The organism is Escherichia sp. MAL-1, from assembly GCF_052948035.1.
In genome coordinates this window covers 671,362-691,319 of record NZ_CM129609.1, presented here as the reverse complement: position 1 = coordinate 691,319, position 19,958 = coordinate 671,362, and the positions used below count along the sequence as shown (strand labels likewise).

The 19,958-nt window shown below is 53.4% G+C and carries 17 protein-coding genes and 1 tRNA gene; 10 read left to right on the top strand and 8 right to left on the bottom strand.

Translation table 11 applies throughout. The annotated features are described in order from the left end of the window. Window positions 1-44 precede the first annotated feature (44 nt). Window positions 45-2,885 carry a bifunctional [glutamate--ammonia ligase]-adenylyl-L-tyrosine phosphorylase/[glutamate--ammonia-ligase] adenylyltransferase gene (gene glnE, locus ACU8XX_RS03375; RefSeq protein ID WP_016241635.1) on the bottom strand — a complete coding sequence of 947 codons (2,841 nt, stop codon included), beginning with the start codon at window positions 2,883-2,885 and terminating at the stop codon, window positions 45-47. A gap of 22 nt (window positions 2,886-2,907) precedes the next feature. Continuing rightward, window positions 2,908-4,209, bottom strand: a complete 1,302-nt coding sequence (gene ygiF, locus ACU8XX_RS03370; protein WP_032174295.1) for an inorganic triphosphatase — start codon at window positions 4,207-4,209, stop codon at window positions 2,908-2,910. A gap of 241 nt (window positions 4,210-4,450) precedes the next feature. On the opposite strand from ygiF, the gene ACU8XX_RS03365 reads away from it, so the two are divergent. Together ACU8XX_RS03365 and cca are read left to right on the top strand one after the other, a co-directional pair. Beyond that, window positions 4,451-5,071 (top strand): TIGR04211 family SH3 domain-containing protein, encoded by a 621-nt coding sequence (locus ACU8XX_RS03365; RefSeq protein ID WP_001125331.1) that lies wholly within the window; start codon window positions 4,451-4,453, stop codon window positions 5,069-5,071. Between the two features lie 63 nt (window positions 5,072-5,134). Then, a complete protein-coding gene (cca, locus tag ACU8XX_RS03360) occupies window positions 5,135-6,373 on the top strand; it encodes a fused tRNA nucleotidyltransferase/2',3'-cyclic phosphodiesterase/2' nucleotidase/phosphatase Cca (protein ID WP_000708487.1) in 1,239 nt (412 codons plus the stop codon). 180 nt (window positions 6,374-6,553) lie between these two features. On the opposite strand, the gene bacA is transcribed toward cca, so the two are convergent. Together bacA and folB are read right to left on the bottom strand one after the other, a co-directional pair. Next, window positions 6,554-7,375 (bottom strand): undecaprenyl-diphosphate phosphatase, encoded by an 822-nt coding sequence (gene bacA, locus ACU8XX_RS03355; RefSeq protein WP_001281927.1) that lies wholly within the window; start codon window positions 7,373-7,375, stop codon window positions 6,554-6,556. A gap of 89 nt (window positions 7,376-7,464) precedes the next feature. After that, window positions 7,465-7,833: a bifunctional dihydroneopterin aldolase/7,8-dihydroneopterin epimerase gene (folB, locus tag ACU8XX_RS03350; RefSeq protein ID WP_001295541.1), complete on the bottom strand. Its 369-nt coding sequence runs from the start codon at window positions 7,831-7,833 to the stop codon at window positions 7,465-7,467. A 104-nt stretch (window positions 7,834-7,937) separates the two neighbouring features. On the opposite strand from folB, the gene plsY reads away from it, so the two are divergent. Next, the gene (gene plsY, locus ACU8XX_RS03345) at window positions 7,938-8,555 is read left to right on the top strand and encodes a glycerol-3-phosphate 1-O-acyltransferase PlsY (protein ID WP_001272796.1); all 618 of its coding nucleotides are present in this window, start codon (window positions 7,938-7,940) and stop codon (window positions 8,553-8,555) included. A 12-nt stretch (window positions 8,556-8,567) separates the two neighbouring features. Here the strand turns inward: plsY and ttdR are convergent, their stop codons facing one another. After that, the gene (gene ttdR, locus ACU8XX_RS03340; RefSeq protein ID WP_000935206.1) at window positions 8,568-9,500 is read right to left on the bottom strand and encodes an L-tartrate utilization transcriptional activator TtdR; all 933 of its coding nucleotides are present in this window, start codon (window positions 9,498-9,500) and stop codon (window positions 8,568-8,570) included. 206 nt (window positions 9,501-9,706) lie between these two features. On the opposite strand from ttdR, the gene ttdA reads away from it, so the two are divergent. From ttdA to ttdT, 3 genes are read left to right on the top strand one after another with little or no spacing between them, the layout of a single operon-like run. Further along, entirely contained in the window at window positions 9,707-10,618 is a 912-nt protein-coding gene (gene ttdA, locus ACU8XX_RS03335) for a L(+)-tartrate dehydratase subunit alpha (RefSeq protein WP_000986797.1), read from the top strand. Beyond that, complete coding sequence (gene ttdB, locus ACU8XX_RS03330; protein ID WP_000722957.1) at window positions 10,615-11,220, top strand: L(+)-tartrate dehydratase subunit beta; 606 nt, start codon at window positions 10,615-10,617, stop codon at window positions 11,218-11,220. Before ttdA ends, ttdB begins: the two co-directional genes overlap by 4 nt. Before the next feature lie 47 nt (window positions 11,221-11,267). After that, window positions 11,268-12,731: an L-tartrate/succinate antiporter gene (gene ttdT / locus ACU8XX_RS03325; protein WP_016241637.1), complete on the top strand. Its 1,464-nt coding sequence runs from the start codon at window positions 11,268-11,270 to the stop codon at window positions 12,729-12,731. Between the two features lie 42 nt (window positions 12,732-12,773). Here the strand turns inward: ttdT and tsaD are convergent, their stop codons facing one another. Then, on the bottom strand, window positions 12,774-13,787 hold the full coding sequence (gene tsaD, locus ACU8XX_RS03320; protein ID WP_001264365.1) for a tRNA (adenosine(37)-N6)-threonylcarbamoyltransferase complex transferase subunit TsaD: 1,014 nt from the start codon (window positions 13,785-13,787) through the stop codon (window positions 12,774-12,776). Between the two features lie 236 nt (window positions 13,788-14,023). Between tsaD and rpsU the strand changes: the two genes are divergently transcribed. From rpsU to rpoD, 3 genes are all read left to right on the top strand, one after another. Continuing rightward, a complete protein-coding gene (gene rpsU / locus ACU8XX_RS03315; protein WP_001144069.1) occupies window positions 14,024-14,239 on the top strand; it encodes a 30S ribosomal protein S21 in 216 nt (71 codons plus the stop codon). A 110-nt stretch (window positions 14,240-14,349) separates the two neighbouring features. After that, the gene (gene dnaG / locus ACU8XX_RS03310) at window positions 14,350-16,095 is read left to right on the top strand and encodes a DNA primase (protein WP_000918819.1); all 1,746 of its coding nucleotides are present in this window, start codon (window positions 14,350-14,352) and stop codon (window positions 16,093-16,095) included. Between the two features lie 194 nt (window positions 16,096-16,289). After that, window positions 16,290-18,131, top strand: a complete 1,842-nt coding sequence (rpoD, locus tag ACU8XX_RS03305) for an RNA polymerase sigma factor RpoD (RefSeq protein ID WP_000437375.1) — start codon at window positions 16,290-16,292, stop codon at window positions 18,129-18,131. Window positions 18,132-18,209: 78 nt separating this feature from the next. Here rpoD and mug read toward each other — a convergent pair whose 3' ends face one another. Continuing rightward, entirely contained in the window at window positions 18,210-18,716 is a 507-nt protein-coding gene (gene mug / locus ACU8XX_RS03300; RefSeq protein ID WP_000228937.1) for a G/U mismatch-specific DNA glycosylase, read from the bottom strand. 124 nt (window positions 18,717-18,840) lie between these two features. On the opposite strand from mug, the gene ACU8XX_RS03295 reads away from it, so the two are divergent. After that, a tRNA-Ile gene (locus tag ACU8XX_RS03295) sits at window positions 18,841-18,916 on the top strand. A gap of 53 nt (window positions 18,917-18,969) precedes the next feature. On the opposite strand, the gene nfeF is transcribed toward ACU8XX_RS03295, so the two are convergent. Then, window positions 18,970-19,734, bottom strand: a complete 765-nt coding sequence (gene nfeF, locus ACU8XX_RS03290) for an NADPH-dependent ferric chelate reductase NfeF (protein ID WP_001066494.1) — start codon at window positions 19,732-19,734, stop codon at window positions 18,970-18,972. Between the last annotated feature and the right edge of the window lie 224 nt (window positions 19,735-19,958).

The following is a 19,958-nucleotide window of genomic DNA, read 5'->3' as shown; positions in this document are numbered from 1 at the left end:
TGTCTCCTGAGAGATTCAAAATTTGCGCGCGATAATACCATACTTCATTCTTCCACCAGCCACTTCTGCCAGCTTGCCCGCACCAGTTCACGCTCTGCGGTGAAGCAATCCTCCGACACATGGCCCGGCAATTCCTGTAATGCCAGATGATGAAGTTCATCGCGAAGCGTAGTGTAAGCACGGGTCAGCGCCATCGCTTCCTGCTCTTCCATAATGTCGTTTTGCGCCAGTAGTTCCAGAATACGCACGTTGTCTGACCAGCGCGTTAACTTCGGTTTTTCATGAGCGTAGCGCAACACCAGATATTGGGTAATAAATTCGATATCGGTAATTCCCCCTTCATCAGCTTTGATATCAAAGCGATCGCGATGTTTATTGCCGAGATGAGCGCGCATTTTCTCGCGCATTTCCCGCACTTCCGTTTGCAGAGTTTTACCTTCACGCGGCAGCGTCATAATCTCGCGACGCACTGCGTCAAAGTGCGCGGTGAGCTGCGGATCGCCGTACACTACACGCGCACGCACCAGCGCCTGATGTTCCCACGTCCAGGCCTCGTTTTTCTGATAATCGGCAAATGCTTCTGCGGATGTCACCAGCATTCCCGCCGCCCCGGACGGACGCAGTCGAGCATCCACTTCATACAAAATGCCGGAAGAGGTACGCGTACTGAACAGATGCATAATGCGTTGCGCCAGACGCAGATAAAACTGCCGCCCGTCGATTTCCCGCTCACCGTCAGTCATCGCATCCATTGGGCAATCATGGAGGAAGATAAGGTCAAGATCGGAACTGTAGCCTAACTCCCAGCCGCCCAGCTTGCCGTAGCCGACCACCGCAAAACCACGCCCTTCGCGTTCGTTCAGGTGATTCGGCTTACCGTAGCGGGCAACCATTTGAACCCACGCCTGCTGAACGACGGCATCTATCATGGCTTCCGCCAGCCAGGTTAAGTGATCGCTCACTTTCATCACCGGTAGCGTACCGGCGATATCCGCTGCGGCGATGCGTAACAGCTGCGCCTGTTTGAACTGACGCAGCGCCTCAAGCTGTTGCTCTTCGTCATCTTCCGGCACGCGCAGCAAATACTGGCGCAACTCATCGCGGTAGGCATCGGTCGCCGTCGGCTGGTAAAGGGTGTTTGGATCGAGCAATTCATCCAGCAATAATGGATAACGCGCCAGCTGGCTGGCAATCATCGGCGACGCGGCACACAGAGAAATCAAATGTTTAAGCGCCGCGGGGAATTCACTGAGCAATTCTAAATAGGTGGTGCGGGTAACAATCCCCACCAGCAAGGCGGTAATGCGCGACAGCGTAACGGCAGCGTCTTCACGCGCACAGACATCACTTAGCAGATGCGGCATCAGATGGTCGAGCACCTGACGTCCTCGCGGCCCGATGGTGCGCTTATCCAGCTCTTTGCGGAAATCGGCAATCAGCGTTAGCACCTGTTTGCGATCATCCTCGCTAAGATGCGCCAGCACTGGCGTAGTGTCATCTTCCTGCAACGCATCCTGCCACAGCTCACGCCACTGTTCCGACAGCGACTCTTCCTGAGTTTCACTTTCATCGTCGCCAATCAATTCATTAAACACCCGGCGCACATTGGTCATATGTGCGGTCAGCGCCCCGGTCAGTTGCGGCCAGTCAGCAAAGTCCATCGCCCACGCCAGCCGCGCACGATTAAGCTCATCAGAAGGAAGCGTCTGGGTTTGTTCGTCGTTAATGCTTTGCAGCAGGTTTTCCAGACGCCGCAGGAACAGATACGCCACTCGCAATTGTTCAGCATCGTTTTCAGAAAGCAGATGCAGCGCAGCAATGACGCTGAGCGTTGGCAGTAAAGAGCGCGACTGCAGCGACGGTTCGCGCCCACCGCGAATGAGCTGGAACACCTGAACGATAAATTCAATTTCGCGAATGCCGCCTGCGCCGAGTTTGATATTGTCGGTCAAACCACGTCGACGCACTTCACGGGCAATCATCCCTTTCATGTTGCGCAGCGACTGAATCACGCTGAAATCGATGTAACGGCGGAAAACAAACGGGCGCAGCATCGCACGCAACTCGTTAGCATAGACGCCTTCGCTATCGCCCATAATCCGCGCCTTGACCATCGCGTAACGCTCCCAGTCGCGCCCCTGCTCCTGGTAATAATCTTCCAACGCGGCAAAGCTCAGCACCAGCGGGCCACTTTCGCCAAACGGACGCAGCCGCATATCCACGCGATAGACGAAGCCATCCTGCGTTGGTTGATCCAGCACTTTAATCAGCCGCTGCCCCATGCGGGTAAAAAACTGCGCGTTATCCAGTTCCCGGCGTCCACCCTGCGTACAACCATGTTCCGGCCAGGCAAAAATCAGATCGATATCAGAGGAGAAATTCAGCTCCCCACCGCCCAGCTTACCCATGCCTAAAATCAGCAGCGGTTGCGCTTCGCCCTGCGCATTGCACGGCGTTCCCCACTCGCGGCAGCAGGCGTCATACAGCCAGTCACGCGCCGCAACAATCAGCGTCTCCGCCAGATAGCTGAGCTGCTGCAATATGCTCTCTTCAGTAACCAGTGCCAGCGTTTGCGCCCAGGCGATGCGCACCATAATGCGCCGCCGGAATAGCCGCAGCTCGCGCATTAACCCGGCTTCGTCACTCACATTACAGAGCGCCTCCTGCAACCATGCCGCGTAATGCTGCCATTCGTCGGCCTGCGGCGGTTGGCTTTCCAGTTCCGTCAGCCACTCTGGATGCGCAATCACGCTGTCCTGCACAAAATTACTAAAAGTAAGTACTGACTTCGCCTGTGCGCTAAGTGATTCCTCGGCTAAAGGCTCTGGCAGCCGCTCAACAACGGTCTGCCAGTACTGCTGTAACGGTGAAGAGAGCGGCTTCATAAGCGATTTTATCCTTGCCTGATTAACGTTTTCCGCTGTGCAACCAGAACGGTTCCTGATTGTTTGCCTCATTACGGAAATGTTCAATTTCGATGCGTTGCCCGGTCGCAATAGCGTGATGCAGCCCCTGCCAGTTCTCCAGCCAGGCTTGCGCGACGACAGGATCATAGTAACCCGCCAGCAACAGTATTGAGTCAATATCACGCGTCAGGCGTGGCAACTGGTCACGGTAGCGATCGCCTAACGGCTGGCAGAAAACGCTTTTCAGTTCAGCGGCATGGCGGGAAAGATGGATATCGGCAAAGCGTTTGAAGGAGTCGCTGATTTTGCCCTGCGCTTTGGCATCTAAAAATGGCTGCCATGCTTTGCTTACCAACCATTCGGTCAACGCCAGCTTCGCCATTGCCGTTTCGGTAGAGTAGACCGCCGTCACGGCAGACACCGCAGAAGCAATGGTCGCCTCGCATTGAGTCAGCAGATCACGTAAGTGAGTGCTCGCTTTACGCGGCACAATACCACCGAACAGCATCAGCGTATGACGGACCAGGCTAATGGCTGCCAGCACCTGTTCTTTCGCCGCATCGTTGCCGCGTACCCACAGTTCTTCATGATACTGCCATTGCGCTAACGCCAGCTCGAGCGCCGCTTCCAGCCCCTGTTCCACATCGGCTTTTGCCGCAACATGCAAAATGGTGGTCGGTTTGATTTCACGCGCCGGATTGCCCTGCGCCAGATGATAGCCACGCGCCGCTTTGCTCAGGCTGCCCTGGCGTAATCCGGTTTGCGATACCAGTTGGTTCGCCAGTTTCAGCACCGCGCGCGTGTCGCCGCTAAGCAGTTCCAGTTCCAGCTCACAGATAGGTTCAGCAAATTCATCCGCTTTCACTTCCCCCTGGTCGAGGGCGATTTCAATTTGGCTACCATCGACCGCCACCAGCCATTTTTCGCGATAAAAATCGGTGCTGAACAGCGGCTGCACGCGGGAGGCGAGATCGGCGGGCAATTCGCCGTTCGGCCAGACTTCCGTCGGTAACTGCGCCAGGTCGAGCGTCGGTTCGCTCAACGCCACGTTATATTCCGGGCGCTGATGTAAGCCGCCTGTCACTCTTCCTGCAACTTTCATGGTCATCTCATAGCGACCGTTTTCGCCACGAATACGTAAGCCCATATCGTGCCCACGCAGCCAGTTATCCGGCGTTTCGTAGTAAATATTCAGCAACTGCACGGGGTCATGGTGCTCGCCGCCCAGCGTATTGAGATGGTCACGCAACGCCTCAACGGCACTGTGATTAACAATAAACTTTAATTCGATTTCCTGAGCCATGGCCTTTACTTATCGGTTATGTCACATAAGTGACGATGAACGGCGAACTTAATGCGATCTTTTTTGTCAGTAGATAGTATTTTGCGCCAAATTGCCATGCAACGGGCAATTTGACGGGCGTAAAAGTTTGAAGCAGTGGCAAGACCTGACACAGAGGATTCCGATTGATGTCGAATGCTTTGCGTAGCGACACTGATGCCACTACTATCGTTCCACTTTCCATGACAATAACGACAGCCTGATGCCAAAATTACGCCTGATCGGATTAACTTTACTCGCACTTAGCGCGACTGCCGTCTCACACGCTGAAGAAACGCGCTATGTTTCCGACGAACTGAATACCTGGGTCCGCAGCGGTCCGGGAGATCATTATCGCCTCGTGGGCACGGTTAACGCCGGCGAGGAAGTGACCTTATTACAAACTGACGCCAACACCAATTATGCCCAGGTGAAAGACAGCTCTGGCCGTACCGCCTGGATCCCGTTGAAACAACTTAGCACTGAGCCAAGCCTGCGCTCCCGTGTGCCAGATCTGGAAAATCAGGTCAAAACCCTGACCGATAAACTCACCAATATCGATAACACCTGGAATCAGCGCACCGCAGAAATGCAGCAAAAAGTGGCGCAGAGCGACAGCGTGATCAACGGGTTAAAAGAAGAAAATCAGAAACTGAAAAACGAGCTGATTGTCGCGCAGAAAAAGGTCGATGCCGCCAGCGTACAGCTGGATGACAAACAGCGCACCATCATCATGCAATGGTTTATGTATGGCGGTGGCGTGCTGGGGCTTGGCTTGCTGCTCGGTCTGGTACTGCCGCACCTGATCCCAAGCCGCAAACGCAAAGATCGCTGGATGAACTAAATCGCCTTCTTCGTTGCACTGTCTTATTATTAGGAATTGTGTATTTGACGAAGGGATGATGGCGTGAAGATTTATCTGGTCGGTGGTGCTGTTCGGGATGCATTGTTAGGGCTACCGGTCAAAGACAGAGATTGGGTGGTGGTCGGCAGTACGCCACAGGAGATGCTCGACGCGGGCTACCAGCAGGTAGGCCGCGATTTTCCTGTGTTTCTGCATCCGCAAACGCATGAAGAGTATGCGCTGGCACGTACCGAACGGAAATCCGGTTCCGGTTACACCGGTTTTACTTGCTATGCCGCACCGGATGTCACGCTGGAAGATGATCTTAAGCGTCGCGATCTGACCATTAATGCGCTGGCCCAGGACGATAACGGCGAGATTATCGACCCGTACAACGGTCTGGGCGATCTGCAAAATCGTCTGTTGCGCCATGTTTCCCCCGCTTTTGGCGAAGATCCGTTACGCGTATTGCGCGTGGCGCGTTTTGCTGCGCGTTATGCCCACCTCGGTTTTCGTATTGCCGATGAAACTCTGGCGTTGATGCGCGAGATGACCCATGCGGGTGAACTGGAACACCTGACGCCTGAACGGGTATGGAAAGAGACGGAAAGCGCCCTCACCACCCGCAATCCACAGGTGTTCTTCCAGGTACTGCGCGATTGCGGCGCACTGCGCGTTTTATTCCCGGAAATTGACGCACTGTTTGGCGTTCCGGCCCCTGCCAAGTGGCATCCGGAAATCGATACGGGTATTCATACCTTAATGACGCTCTCAATGGCGGCGATGCTGAGTCCGCAGGTCGATGTCCGTTTCGCAACTTTATGCCACGATCTCGGTAAAGGGCTGACGCCGCCAGAACTCTGGCCGCGTCATCATGGTCATGGCCCGGCGGGTGTTAAGTTAGTGGAACAACTATGCCAGCGTCTGCGCGTGCCAAATGAAATTCGCGATTTAGCCAGACTGGTGGCTGAGTTTCACGATCTCATCCACACCTTCCCAATGCTGAACCCAAAAACCATCGTCAAATTATTTGATTCCATCGATGCCTGGCGTAAACCGCAGCGTGTCGAGCAACTGGCGCTGACCAGCGAGGCTGACGTGCGCGGCAGAACCGGTTTTGAATCAGCGGACTACCCGCAAGGCCGCTGGTTGCGCGAAGCCTGGGAAGTGGCGCAGTCAGTGCCGACAAAAGCCGTCGTTGAAGCGGGATTTAAAGGTGTGGAGATTCGCGAGGAGCTGACCCGACGGCGGATTGCGGCGGTAGCCAGCTGGAAGGAACAACGTTGCCCAAAGCCTGAATGAGTATTGGGCATTTTGCCGGATGCGGCGTAAACGCCTTATCCGGCTACATGTCAACGACAGTTGTAGGCCTGATAAGACGCGCAAGCGTCGCATCAGGCGTTGATTGCCGGATTCGGCGTGAACGCCTTATTCGGCCTACGCAATCGTTGACAACGCCAGGCATCCGACACTATTCCTCAATTAAAAGAACACGACATACACCGCAGCCGCCACAATAAAGCGATAAATGGCGAACGGGATAAACGAAATGCGCTTAATCAATTGCAGGAAGGTTTTAATCGCTATCAGCGCCACCACAAAAGCGGTGATAAACCCAACGGCAAACATCGGGATATCGCCGCTTGTCAGGAAGCCCCAGCTTTTGTAGAGATCGAGCGCCGTTGCGCCCATCATCATCGGCACCGCCAGCAGGAACGAAAACTCGGAAGCAGCGTAACGGCTCACCCCCATCAGCATCCCACCTGAAATGGTCGCCCCGGAACGGGAGAAACCCGGCCACAGCGCCAGACACTGGAAACAGCCAATCATAAATGCCTGACGATAGGTCATATCATCAAGACCCGGCGCACGCGGCTCTTTCGGCTTCAGGCATTCGGCGGCAATCAGCAACAAACCGCCAACGACCAGCGCATACATCACATTTATCGGGTTAAACAATGACTTAATCGTGTCGTGGAACAACAGCCCCAATACCACCGCCGGAATCATCCCCAGCAAAATGTGGATCAGCGTTAAACGACCTTTGCTTTCACCTTCGTGCTGCAACGGGCGGCCAAAGTGGATGCCAATCAGGCCAAACAGACGCCGCCAGAACATCACTACTACCGCCAGAATTGATCCTAACTGGATCACAACTTCAAAGGTTTTCGCCGTGTCGCCCTCAAACCCCAACAAGTGACCGACAATAATCATATGGCCCGTGCTGGATACCGGCAGAAATTCTGTCAATCCTTCGACCACACCCAATATTGCCGCTATCAGCAGCGAGTGCATATCGCTCATCAATAAACCCCTAAATTATTAAAATGTACCGCTTGTCCGAACTACTGCGTATGACCAGGTTATAACCGTTTGGTTTAACAGCTGTAAAATTAATTATTTTCTTTCAGATTATTGCCACGCTCAATGATTACGCCAACATTCGCCGCCCGCGCCACTGCGCCTGGCTTGCTGAGTTTGATACGCACCCACGGCGAGTTGAAGCGTGCTAACAGCAGCTCCGCCACCTCTTCAGCCACGCGTTCCACCAGCGCAAAACGCGCCCCCTCGACGTGGCTGACCACCGTTTCTGCAATGTCAGCGTAACTGAGGCAATCCGCCACATCATCACTTTTCGCCGCTTTACGGTTATCCCATGCCATTTCGATATCGAACACTAACTTCTGTTCGATGGTCTGTTCCCAGTCGTAAACACCAATAGTGGTGATTACCGAAAGTTGCTCTATAAATACAATATCCATCACGTCCTGCCTGCTTTTTGGCTAACCGGATACCACTTCCGGCGAAATGTGCGTATTATCCACAGATTCATCGTTGAACACGAATTTTCAAAACGGAACAGCTTATGAGTGCAATCGCGCCTGGAATGATCCTCATCGCGTACCTCTGCGGCTCCATTTCCAGTGCCATTCTGGTTTGCCGCTTGTGTGGGCTGCCCGATCCGCGAACCAGCGGCTCCGGCAATCCAGGCGCAACCAATGTGTTACGTATCGGTGGCAAGGGAGCAGCCGTAGCAGTACTGATTTTCGACGTTCTGAAAGGAATGTTGCCCGTCTGGGGCGCGTATGAATTAGGTGTCAGCCCCTTCTGGCTAGGCTTAATTGCCATCGCCGCCTGTCTTGGACACATCTGGCCCGTTTTCTTCGGATTTAAAGGAGGAAAAGGCGTTGCTACCGCTTTTGGTGCCATCGCACCCATTGGCTGGGATCTCACCGGAGTAATGGCGGGAACCTGGTTACTGACCGTGCTATTGAGCGGATACTCGTCGCTGGGAGCGATTGTCAGTGCACTGATTGCTCCGTTTTATGTCTGGTGGTTTAAGCCACAATTCACCTTCCCGGTTTCGATGCTCTCTTGCCTGATCCTGCTGCGTCATCATGACAACATCCAGCGTCTGTGGCGTCGTCAGGAGACAAAAATCTGGACGAAATTCAAAAGAAAGCGCGAAAAGGATCCCGAGTGATTTCTGGTGGATCTACATGACCTGATAGCCTTCATCGGGCTTGCCCAGCCGTTGCTGGCACCATGCCGCCAGAAATTCCACGCAGACACGTAATTTCATGCTGCGATAGAGCGGCTCCCGGTAAACAGCCCAGATATTGGCGCTTTGTGCATACTCCGGCAATACTTGCACCAGTTTGCCACTCTCCAGAAACGGCAACACATCCCACTCGGAACGCAGCATAATCCCTTTGCCCTCCAGCGCCCATTGCAACACTATCTCGCCGCTATTGGAGGAAAGATGCCCGCTAACCTTCACCGATTTTTTCTCCTGACCGTTCCCCAACTCCCATATTCCGTGGGTCATATCGCGCTCTTTGGTCACCAGACAGTCATGACGACTTAATTCCTGTAATGATTGTGGCTGCGGATATTTTTGCAGATACTCAGGTGCTGCGCATAATATTCTTTTATTTTTCGTTAACAGATGCGCAATATAATAATCAGGAATTTCGTCATTAATACGAATATCCAGATCAATATTATCCTGCACTAAATCAATTTGCCGATCGAACAATTCAAAATGCACCTGTAACTCAGGATAATTGCGCATAAGTTCGGTAATGGCTGGCGCAATATGGCTGCGCCCAAAACCAAAACTACAGCCAATACGAATCATCCCCTCCGGGCGCGTTTTGATTTGCGTGACGTCATCGACCAGTCGCTGATATTGGGTGAGGATTTCCAGCGCATGTTCGTAACAACGTTGGCCACTTTCAGTCAGCGCCACGCCGCGAGCGGAGCGGTTCAGCAGCGTTGTTGCCAGCGTATTTTCAAGGATTTGGATCCGCTTGGTGACAAATGCAGGCGTCTGCCCAAGCGTCGCCGCTGCGGCGCTAAAACTCCCGCTGTGAACGATTTCTACCAGTACCTGCAAGTCTTTGGCTAAAGGCCAGCTATTCAGCATCGTTAATTATCCGCAGTTGTGATAAGCGCAGTGTATTTCGCAAAACATTGCCATTCCCTGCTCTGGCGCAATATTCATTCTTATTTTCGCGTTGATTCACGAACTGTTAATTACATATTCACGGTGGCAAAAAATATAAAACCACATTTTTAGTGGTAGTTTGTGGCGGTGAATTTTTCCAGACAAATACAAAAACTGGAGTTGCCATGATGAGCGAAAGTAATAAGCAACAGGCAGTGAATAAGTTGACAGAGATTGTCGCTAACTTTACCGCCATGATTTCTACCCGAATGCCTGATGACGTGGTGGATAAACTAAAACAGCTAAAGGATGCCGAAACGTCGTCGATGGGGAAAATTATCTACCATACGATGTTCGACAACATGCAAAAAGCGATTGACCTGAATCGTCCTGCCTGTCAGGACACCGGGGAGATTATGTTCTTCGTTAAAGTCGGTTCCCGCTTCCCACTGCTTGGCGAGCTGCAAAGCATACTCAAACAAGCCGTGGAAGAGGCAACCGTCAAAGCGCCACTACGTCACAATGCGGTAGAAATTTTTGACGAAGTAAACACCGGCAAAAATACCGGTAGCGGCGTACCGTGGGTCACCTGGGACATCATCCCCGACAATGACGATGCGGAAATCGAAGTTTACATGGCAGGCGGCGGCTGCACGCTACCTGGCCGCTCGAAAGTGTTAATGCCGTCAGAAGGCTACGAAGGCGTGGTGAAATTCGTCTTCGAAAATATCTCCACCCTCGCCGTAAACGCCTGTCCACCGGTACTGGTGGGCGTGGGCATCGCCACCTCGGTGGAAACCGCCGCCGTACTCTCGCGTAAAGCCATTTTGCGCCCGATTGGCAGCCGCCATCCCAATCCAAAAGCGGCAGAACTGGAGCTACGCCTGGAAGAAGGACTCAACCGTCTGGGGATTGGTCCACAAGGGCTGACCGGCAACAGTTCAGTGATGGGCGTACATATCGAATCTGCCGCCCGCCATCCGTCAACCATCGGCGTTGCTGTCTCTACCGGCTGCTGGGCGCATCGTCGCGGCACGCTGCTGGTTCATGCCGATCTCACCTTTGAAAATCTGTCTCACACCCGGAGCGCGTTATGAAAAAGATCCTGACAACCCCGATCAAAGCTGAAGATCTGCAAGATATTCGCGTCGGCGATGTGATCTACCTGACCGGTACGCTGGTGACCTGCCGCGACGTTTGTCACCGCCGTTTGATCGAACTGAAACGTCCGATCCCTTACGATCTCAACGGCAAAGCGATTTTCCACGCTGGCCCCATCGTGCGCAAAAACGGCGACAAATGGGAGATGGTCTCCGTCGGCCCGACAACCAGTATGCGTATGGAAAGTTTTGAACGTGAATTTATTGAGCAGACCGGCGTGAAACTGGTGGTTGGCAAAGGTGGTATGGGGCCGCTGACCGAAGAAGGCTGCCAGAAATTCAAGGCGCTACATGTGATTTTCCCGGCAGGCTGCGCGGTGCTGGCGGCAACCCAGGTGGAAGAGATTGAAGAAGTGCACTGGACAGAGCTCGGAATGCCGGAGTCACTGTGGGTCTGCCGGGTCAAAGAGTTCGGCCCGCTGATTGTCTCTATTGATACCCACGGCAACAACCTGATAGCCGAAAACAAAAAGCTGTTCGCCGAACGCCGCGATCCCATCGTGGAAGAGATCTGCGAGCACGTCCATTACATCAAATAACCCTCCCGGAGAGGCTCACCCCTCTCCTTTTTCGCAGGCATAACACGATGAAACCTTCCACTGAATGGTGGCGATATCTTGCGCCGCTGGCGGTCATCGCCATTATTGCTCTACTTCCGGTTCCCGCAGGGCTGGAGAACCATACCTGGCTCTACTTTGCCGTTTTTACTGGCGTGATCGTTGGACTGATCCTCGAACCCGTGCCGGGTGCCGTGGTGGCGATGGTGGGTATATCCATCATCGCCATACTCTCTCCCTGGCTGCTGTTCAGCCCGGAGCAGCTCGCTCAGCCAGGCTTTAAATTCACTGCAAAATCCCTCTCGTGGGCCGTTTCCGGTTTTTCTAATTCGGTTATCTGGCTGATTTTCGCCGCCTTTATGTTTGGCACAGGCTATGAAAAAACCGGGCTTGGACGCCGCATTGCGCTGATTCTGGTGAAAAAGATGGGACATCGCACGCTGTTTCTCGGCTATGCGGTGATGTTCTCCGAGCTGATCCTCGCACCTGTAACACCGTCCAACTCGGCGCGTGGTGCGGGGATTATCTATCCCATCATCCGTAACCTGCCACCGCTCTATCAATCACAACCAAACGACAGCAGTTCGCGCAGCATTGGCTCGTACATCATGTGGATGGGGATTGTTGCCGACTGCGTGACCAGCGCCATTTTCTTGACGGCGATGGCACCAAACTTGCTGTTAATTGGACTGATGAAAAGCGCATCTCACGCCACGCTGAGTTGGGGCGACTGGTTCCTCGGGATGTTGCCGCTCAGCATTTTACTGGTTCTGCTGGTTCCCTGGCTGGCTTACGTGCTGTACCCACCGGTACTGAAGTCTGGTGATCAGGTGCCGCGCTGGGCAGAGACGGAACTGCAGGCAATGGGCCCGCTCTGTTCTCGTGAAAAACGGATGCTGGGGCTGATGGTAGGCGCGCTGGTGCTGTGGATTTTCGGCGGTGATTATATTGATGCTGCGATGGTTGGTTACAGCGTAGTGGCACTGATGCTGCTTCTGCGCATTATCTGCTGGGACGACATTGTCAGTAATAAAGCGGCGTGGAACGTTTTCTTCTGGCTGGCCTCGCTTATCACCCTCGCTACCGGACTCAACAACACCGGTTTTATTAGCTGGTTTGGCAAACTGTTAGCAGGCAGCTTAAGTGGTTATTCGCCGACGATGGTGATGGTGGCATTGATTGTGGTGTTTTATCTACTGCGCTACTTTTTCGCCAGCGCCACGGCGTATACCTCCGCCCTCGCACCGATGATGATCGCCGCCGCGCTGGCGATGCCGGAAATCCCGCTGCCGGTGTTCTGCCTGATGGTTGGCGCGGCAATTGGTCTGGGGAGCATTCTTACACCATACGCCACCGGACCCAGTCCGATTTACTACGGTAGTGGTTATCTGCCAACGGCGGATTACTGGCGACTGGGGGCGATTTTTGGGCTGATATTCCTCGTATTGCTGGTGATTACCGGCTTACTGTGGATGCCCGTGGTGTTGCTTTAAGTAAGGACGGTGCCGGAAATTGCTCTCCGGCACCCGATAGTTTTACGCGGCCGGTAACTCCGCCAGCGGCCAGCGCGGACGCACGCTAACGCCGAGATCCGCCGTCGCGCCTGCTTTAAACCGCACCATTCCGGCATAGGCGATCATCGCGCCGTTATCAGTACAAAACTCCGGACGCGCGTAGAACACTTCGCCGCGGCGTTTTTTCATCATTTCAGCCAGCTTCGCCCGTAACGTACGGTTAGCACTCACGCCGCCTGCCATGACCAGTCGCTTAAAGCCAGTCTGATCCAACGCTCGCTTGCACTTAATCATCAGCGTATCGACCACCGCATCTTCAAAGGCGCGGGCGATATCAGCACGCGTCTGGTCGTCGGTGCCGTTGTCACGAATGGTATTTGCCGCGAAGGTTTTCAGACCGGAGAAGCTGAAATCCAGCCCCGGACGGTCGGTCATCGGACGCGGGAAGACAAAGCGCCCGGCAGTACCCTGAGCCGCCATTTTCGACAGTAACGGTCCGCCAGGATAATCCAGCCCCAGCAGCTTCGCGGTTTTATCAAACGCTTCACCGGCGGCATCATCGATAGACTCGCCGAGCAGCTCGTACTGACCAATGCCAGTCACGCTGATTAACTGCGTATGACCGCCGGACACCAGCAGCGCGACAAACGGAAATTCCGGCGGGTTATCTTCCAGCATCGGCGCTAACAGATGCCCTTCCATATGGTGTACCGGGATTGCCGGAACGTTCCAGGCAAACGCCAGAGAACGCCCCACGGTTGCGCCAACCAGCAGTGCGCCGACTAATCCAGGGCCTGCGGTATAGGCCACAGCATCAATGTCTTTTGCCGTTAAGCCAGACTCCTTTAGCGCCGCCTGGATCAACGGTACGGTTTTGCGCACGTGATCGCGGGAGGCCAGTTCAGGCACGACGCCGCCGTAGTCAGCGTGCAATTTCACCTGACTATACAATTGGTTGGCTAACAAACCTTTTTCATCGTCGTAAATGGCGATGCCGGTTTCATCGCAGGAAGTTTCAATACCCAGTACACGCATGACTTGTTTTACCTCGCTTTATTACCGCGCAGTGTAGGACCAATGCGGGTTGATGTAAAACTTTGTTCGCCCCCGGAGAAAGCCTCGTGTATACTCCTCACCCTTATAAAAGTCCCTTTCAAAAAGGCCGCGGTGCTTTACAAAGCAGCAGCAATTGCAGTAAAATTCCGCACCATTTTGAAATAAGCTGGCGTTGATGCCAGCGGCAAACCGAATTAATCAAAGGTGAGAGGCACATGCCGGTAATTAAAGTACGTGAAAACGAGCCGTTCGACGTAGCTCTGCGTCGCTTCAAGCGTTCCTGCGAAAAAGCAGGTGTTCTGGCGGAAGTTCGTCGTCGTGAGTTCTATGAAAAACCGACTACCGAACGTAAGCGCGCTAAAGCTTCTGCAGTGAAACGTCACGCGAAGAAACTGGCTCGCGAAAACGCACGCCGCACTCGTCTGTACTAATTCCCCGAGAGCGTTGCTCTCCGATCAGACCGAGTTGTAGTTGTAAGGCCGTGCTTCCGAAAGGAATGCGCGGCTTATTTTCGTTTATGAATTGCTAAAAATCGGGGCCTATGGCTGGACGAATCCCACGCGTATTCATTAATGATCTGCTGGCACGCACTGACATCGTCGATCTGATCGATGCCCGTGTGAAGCTGAAAAAGCAGGGCAAGAATTTCCACGCGTGTTGTCCATTCCACAACGAGAAAACCCCGTCCTTCACCGTTAACGGTGAGAAACAGTTTTACCACTGCTTTGGATGTGGCGCGCACGGCAACGCGATCGACTTCCTGATGAACTACGACAAGCTCGAGTTCGTCGAAACGGTCGAAGAGCTGGCAGCAATGCACAATCTTGAAGTGCCATTTGAAGCAGGCAGCGGCCCCAGCCAGATCGAGCGCCATCAGAGGCAAACGCTTTATCAGTTGATGGACGGTCTGAATACGTTTTACCAACAATCTTTACAACAACCTGTTGCCACGTCTGCGCGCCAGTATCTGGAAAAACGCGGATTAAGCCACGAGGTTATCGCTCGCTTTGCGATTGGTTTTGCGCCCCCCGGCTGGGACAACGTCCTGAAGCGGTTTGGCGGCAATCCAGAAAATCGCCAGTCATTGATTGATGCGGGGATGTTGGTCACTAACGATCAGGGACGCAGTTACGATCGTTTCCGCGAGCGGGTGATGTTCCCCATTCGCGATAAACGCGGTCGGGTGATTGGTTTTGGCGGGCGCGTGCTGGGCAACGATACCCCCAAATACCTGAACTCGCCGGAAACAGACATTTTCCATAAAGGCCGCCAGCTTTACGGTCTTTATGAAGCGCAGCAGGATAACGCTGAACCCAATCGTCTGCTTGTGGTCGAAGGCTATATGGACGTGGTGGCGCTGGCGCAATACGGCATTAATTACGCCGTTGCGTCGTTAGGTACGTCAACCACCGCCGATCACATACAACTGTTGTTCCGCGCGACCAACAATGTCATTTGCTGTTATGACGGCGACCGTGCAGGCCGCGATGCCGCCTGGCGAGCGCTGGAAACGGCGCTGCCTTACATGACAGACGGCCGTCAGCTACGCTTTATGTTTTTGCCTGATGACGAAGACCCTGACACGCTGGTACGAAAAGAAGGTAAAGAAGCGTTTGAAGCGCGGATGGAGCAGGCGATGCCACTCTCCGCATTTCTGTTTAACAGTCTGATGCCGCAAGTTGATCTGAGTACCCCTGACGGGCGCGCACGTTTGAGTACGCTGGCACTGCCATTGATATCGCAAGTGCCGGGCGAAACGCTGCGAATATATCTTCGTCAGGAATTAGGCAACAAATTAGGCATACTTGATGACAGCCAGCTTGAACGATTAATGCCAAAAGCGGCAGAGAGCGGCGTTTCTCGCCCTGTTCCGCAGCTAAAACGCACGACCATGCGTATACTTATAGGGTTGCTGGTGCAAAATCCAGAATTAGCGACGTTGGTCCCGCCGCTTGAGAATCTGGATGAAAATAAGCTCCCTGGACTTGGCTTATTCAGAGAACTGGTCAACACTTGTCTCTCCCAGCCAGGTCTGACCACCGGGCAACTTTTAGAGCACTATCGTGGTACAAATAATGCTGCCACCCTTGAAAAACTGTCGATGTGGGACGATATAGCAGATAAGAATATTGCTGAGCAAACCTTCACCGACTCACTCAACCATATGTTTGATTCGCTGCTTGAACTGCGCCAGGAAGAGTTAATCGCTCGTGAGCGCACGCATGGTTTAAGCAACGAAGAACGCCTGGAGCTCTGGACATTAAACCAGGAGCTGGCGAAAAAGTGATTTAACGGCTTAAGTGCCGAAGAGCGATCGGGAAGCCCCCGACAGCCGCACTGAGAGGCAGCGGCAAATATATAAGTACGCCCTCGTAATTATCGTTGGCGGTAAACAACCGTTGGATTTCAGCGTTAACGGCTGAAGGACATCGGGTCAATCGCCCAACACCAACCTCATGAAATAAGTGTGGATACCGTCTTATGGAGCAAAACCCGCAGTCACAGCTGAAACTTCTTGTCACCCGTGGTAAGGAGCAAGGCTATCTGACCTATGCCGAGGTCAATGACCATCTGCCGGAAGATATCGTCGATTCAGATCAGATCGAAGACATCATCCAAATGATCAACGACATGGGCATTCAGGTGATGGAAGAAGCACCGGATGCCGATGATCTGATGCTGGCTGAAAACACCGCGGACGAAGATGCTGCCGAAGCCGCCGCGCAGGTGCTTTCCAGCGTGGAATCTGAAATCGGGCGCACGACTGACCCGGTACGCATGTACATGCGTGAAATGGGCACCGTTGAACTGTTGACCCGCGAAGGCGAAATTGACATCGCTAAGCGTATTGAAGACGGGATCAACCAGGTTCAATGCTCCGTTGCTGAATATCCGGAAGCGATCACCTATCTGCTGGAACAGTACGATCGTGTTGAAGCAGAAGAAGCGCGTCTGTCCGATCTGATCACCGGCTTTGTTGACCCGAACGCAGAAGAAGATCTGGCACCTACCGCCACTCACGTCGGTTCTGAGCTTTCCCAGGAAGATCTGGACGATGACGAAGATGAAGACGAAGAAGATGGCGATGACGACAGCGCCGATGATGACAACAGCATCGACCCGGAACTGGCTCGCGAAAAATTTGCGGAACTACGCGCTCAGTACGTTGTAACGCGTGACACCATCAAAGCGAAAGGTCGCAGTCACGCTACCGCTCAGGAAGAGATCCTGAAACTGTCTGAAGTATTCAAACAGTTCCGCCTGGTGCCGAAGCAGTTTGACTACCTGGTCAACAGCATGCGCGTCATGATGGACCGCGTTCGTACGCAAGAACGTCTGATCATGAAGCTCTGCGTTGAGCAGTGCAAAATGCCGAAGAAAAACTTCATTACCCTGTTTACCGGCAACGAAACCAGCGATACCTGGTTCAACGCGGCAATTGCGATGAACAAGCCGTGGTCGGAAAAACTGCACGATGTCTCTGAAGAAGTGCATCGCGCCCTGCAAAAACTGCAGCAGATTGAAGAAGAAACCGGCCTGACCATCGAGCAGGTTAAAGATATCAACCGTCGTATGTCCATCGGTGAAGCGAAAGCCCGCCGTGCGAAGAAAGAGATGGTTGAAGCGAACTTACGTCTGGTTATTTCTATCGCTAAGAAATACACCAACCGTGGCTTGCAGTTCCTTGACCTGATTCAGGAAGGCAACATCGGTCTGATGAAAGCGGTTGATAAATTCGAATACCGCCGTGGTTACAAGTTCTCCACCTACGCAACCTGGTGGATCCGTCAGGCGATCACCCGCTCTATCGCGGATCAGGCGCGCACCATCCGTATTCCGGTGCATATGATTGAGACCATCAACAAGCTCAACCGTATTTCTCGCCAGATGCTGCAAGAGATGGGCCGTGAACCGACGCCGGAAGAACTGGCTGAACGTATGCTGATGCCGGAAGACAAGATCCGCAAAGTGCTGAAGATCGCCAAAGAGCCAATCTCCATGGAAACGCCGATCGGTGATGATGAAGATTCGCATCTGGGGGATTTCATCGAGGATACCACCCTCGAGCTGCCGCTGGATTCTGCGACCACCGAAAGCCTGCGTGCGGCAACGCACGACGTGCTGGCTGGCCTGACCGCGCGTGAAGCAAAAGTTCTGCGTATGCGTTTCGGTATCGATATGAACACCGACCACACGCTGGAAGAAGTGGGTAAACAGTTCGACGTTACCCGCGAACGTATCCGTCAGATCGAAGCGAAGGCGCTGCGCAAACTGCGTCACCCGAGCCGTTCTGAAGTGCTGCGTAGCTTCCTGGACGATTAATCGGTAGGCCGGATCAGGCGTTACGCCGCACCCGGCACTAGGCCCTCTGCACAAACGCCACCTTTTCGGTGGCGTTTTTTATCGCCCACGCACTACCAGCGCCTGGTCCAGCTCGCGATACGCTTCAACCAGTTTCTCCAGTGAAACGCGACTTAAACCGCTGGGATTTGGCAGCACCCAAATCTGCGTCGAACCAATGGTGAGCGTTTGTTTCCCCCACTGTGCACCGCGCTGGCTGAATCCCTGTTCATATGCTTGTTTGCCCAGAATCGCCAACGCCTGCGGCTGATAATCTTCAATTTTTTCAATCAGCTTACGCCCGCCTGCGTGTAGCTCCTGCTTTGAAACTTCATTGGCTTGCACCGTTGGACGGTCTACCAGTTTGGTGACGCCACAACGATAATCCAGCAGATGCTGTGCCTCCTGCGGCTTCAACTGACGGTCGGTAAACCCGGCCTGATATATCACCTTCCAGAAGCGATTTGCCGGATGAGCAAAGGGAAAACCAGTCCCGGCGGATGAAAGCCCAGGGTTGATACCGCAAAACACGACCCGTAACCCTGGAGCCAAAATATCCTCAACCATATTTACTCCTTTCTAACATCACCAGGAAAAGTATAACGGATTGAAAATACATTGTTTATAAAAACAGCAGGCGCGCGGTAATGGCTGGATTGCGACACGGAGTTACTTTATAATCCGCTACCATGGCCCCTTAGCTCAGTGGTTAGAGCAGGCGACTCATAATCGCTTGGTCGCTGGTTCAAGTCCAGCAGGGGCCACCAGATATAGCAAAGGCTGACGAGAAATCGTCAGCCTTTTTCTTTTTATATATCAGTTACTTTGCGTGCCAGTAAGCCGCTGCACGTACCCGCTGTGGGTCATACTGTTCCGCTTCAAAGCGGCGGCTTAAATTCTTAACGACTTTACCTTCGCCGGTTATCCAGATGAAGTAATCATCGGCAGGGATTTGCATCTGCGCCAGACGCGCATCTACCGCCTGCTCATCATGTGCCAGCCATTCGATATTAAAACCATCAAGGTGCGCGAGATAATCCTGACAGGCGTTATCCCGCACGCTAACCAGCGCACTAACTTGCGGTTTAACGGCAAGTTTGCTCAACGTTTCCAGGCGGCGGCGCAATGCGGGCATTCCGGATTCATCGCAGACATACAGCTGATACGCGTAATCTTCCGGCACCACCAGCGAACCGCGCGGACCTGCCACCGTAAGTTTATCGCCCGGTTGCGCCTGCATCGCCCAGCCGCTGGCGACCCCACCGTCGTGAATAAAGAAATCAATCGCCAGTTCATGGCGTAGTTCGTCATACAGCGGCGTATAGTCACGCGACGGTGGGCGTGGTCCTTCCGGCCAGACGATGCCCTCTTCCGTTACCGTTGGCGGCACAAAGTGAGCGTCAGGTTGAGGAAAGAAGAGTTTGCTGTGATCGTCAAAGCCACGCGATGTAAAACCGTCCAGCGCCTCGCCGCCGAGGACAATGCGCTGAAAACCGGCGCTGATGCGCTCAACGCGTAACACAGTCAGTTCACGGAAGCGCAGATCATTGCGAACGCGCTGCGGGTAGCGGGGGGTGTTATTCATTGTTATCGCCTTCGTGATGGTAATCAGATATATCTAAATAAAAATCGCAAATGATAATGATTGTTAATCATGATAAATGCAAGCGATTTGTAGAACTGATATGTCTATAGTCTGATAAGACGAACCGCCTCTTCTCAGGCATCATTACTCAACGCCGGATGCGGCGTGAACGCCTTATCCGGCCTACGTGTGAGATGAGTCCACGTTTAAAAATCATTTTTACA

Coding starts and splice junctions, on each gene's coding strand:
- ygiF (WP_032174295.1), bottom strand. CDS start 4,209: ATGGCTCAGGAAATCGAATTAAAGTTTATTGTTAATCACAGTGCCGTT.
- ttdA (WP_000986797.1), top strand. CDS start 9,707: ATGATGAGCGAAAGTAATAAGCAACAGGCAGTGAATAAGTTGACAGAG.
- folB (WP_001295541.1), bottom strand. CDS start 7,833: ATGGATATTGTATTTATAGAGCAACTTTCGGTAATCACCACTATTGGT.
- rpoD (WP_000437375.1), top strand. CDS start 16,290: ATGGAGCAAAACCCGCAGTCACAGCTGAAACTTCTTGTCACCCGTGGT.
- ttdB (WP_000722957.1), top strand. CDS start 10,615: ATGAAAAAGATCCTGACAACCCCGATCAAAGCTGAAGATCTGCAAGAT.
- bacA (WP_001281927.1), bottom strand. CDS start 7,375: ATGAGCGATATGCACTCGCTGCTGATAGCGGCAATATTGGGTGTGGTC.
- rpsU (WP_001144069.1), top strand. CDS start 14,024: ATGCCGGTAATTAAAGTACGTGAAAACGAGCCGTTCGACGTAGCTCTG.
- nfeF (WP_001066494.1), bottom strand. CDS start 19,734: ATGAATAACACCCCCCGCTACCCGCAGCGCGTTCGCAATGATCTGCGC.
- ACU8XX_RS03365 (WP_001125331.1), top strand. CDS start 4,451: ATGCCAAAATTACGCCTGATCGGATTAACTTTACTCGCACTTAGCGCG.
- mug (WP_000228937.1), bottom strand. CDS start 18,716: ATGGTTGAGGATATTTTGGCTCCAGGGTTACGGGTCGTGTTTTGCGGT.
- ttdR (WP_000935206.1), bottom strand. CDS start 9,500: ATGCTGAATAGCTGGCCTTTAGCCAAAGACTTGCAGGTACTGGTAGAA.
- plsY (WP_001272796.1), top strand. CDS start 7,938: ATGAGTGCAATCGCGCCTGGAATGATCCTCATCGCGTACCTCTGCGGC.
- tsaD (WP_001264365.1), bottom strand. CDS start 13,787: ATGCGTGTACTGGGTATTGAAACTTCCTGCGATGAAACCGGCATCGCC.
- ttdT (WP_016241637.1), top strand. CDS start 11,268: ATGAAACCTTCCACTGAATGGTGGCGATATCTTGCGCCGCTGGCGGTC.
- dnaG (WP_000918819.1), top strand. CDS start 14,350: ATGGCTGGACGAATCCCACGCGTATTCATTAATGATCTGCTGGCACGC.
- glnE (WP_016241635.1), bottom strand. CDS start 2,885: ATGAAGCCGCTCTCTTCACCGTTACAGCAGTACTGGCAGACCGTTGTT.